Origin of the sequence: Aggregatibacter sp. oral taxon 458 str. W10330, from assembly GCF_000466335.1 — a bacterium.
In the GTDB taxonomy this organism is placed as follows: Bacteria; Pseudomonadota; Gammaproteobacteria; order Enterobacterales; family Pasteurellaceae; genus Aggregatibacter.
In genome coordinates this window covers 1-882 of sequence record NZ_KE952592.1, presented here as the reverse complement: position 1 = coordinate 882, position 882 = coordinate 1, and the positions used below count along the sequence as shown (strand labels likewise).

At 46.8% G+C, this 882-nt stretch carries 1 pseudogene; it reads right to left on the bottom strand.

Annotated elements, in window-relative coordinates:
* Positions 1-882 (bottom strand): annotated as a pseudogene (locus tag HMPREF9065_RS08785) (hypothetical protein); the annotation flags it as partial.

Sequence of the window (882 nt, the reverse complement as noted above, 5' to 3'; positions counted from 1 at the left end):
TTGCAACATCCACAGATTTCACTGCGCTGTCAGCAACGCCTTTCACTGCATCTAACTGACCTTTGTTCACTGCATCGGTCGGCGCAACGCCGTCTGCTACATTGCTGATAACTTTGCTATTCGCATTTAAGCCGTCTTTGTTGATGTAAGTGTTGCCACCTACTTTCACGCCGTCGTTGCCTAATACGACTTGGTTATCACCTTCACCTGCAGTCACTTGTGTCAAGCTGATGCTGTCTTTAAGCGAGAATTCCACTTGAGCACCATCTGTGCCATTGGTTTGTTTCGCTTTCAAGTTTTTACCTGCTTGAAGAGTGACTTTGTTGCCAGCTTTGATTTTTTGATCGTGTTTAGAATCAGTATCTAATTCACCATCAGTCGCCGCTTGAGTATCCACCACAAAGTGGGTGTTTGCAAGCGCTTGTGCAACCGTGCCTGCTGTGACTAACTTACCTTTATCTGCCGCAGTTGTTGGTGCTGTGATGTTGCCATCTGCATCCACTAAATCACCACTTAGGTTAGGTGTGATGGTATAAGTATTGCCTGCTTTTGTTACAGATAATGCTTTCTCATCGCCGGACTTGATGTCTTGCACTGCGGTGTCTGCTTTATCTTTCACAGATTTAATTGCTTCACCAATTGTGCCTTTACCGGTACCTGCGATACCTTGTGCAGGATCAGCTACAGTGACTTTACCTGTTGCAGGATCGATAGTTGCATCCGGACCGATTAAGTCTTTCACGTTATTTGCCACGTTGTACAACTGACCACCGTTCACAGCATCTGTGCTGCCTGCGGCAACGTTGCCGTCAGCCACACCGGTAATTTTCTTATTACCTGCGTTGATGCCGTCTTTCTTCACAGAAGGACCGCCTGCGATGG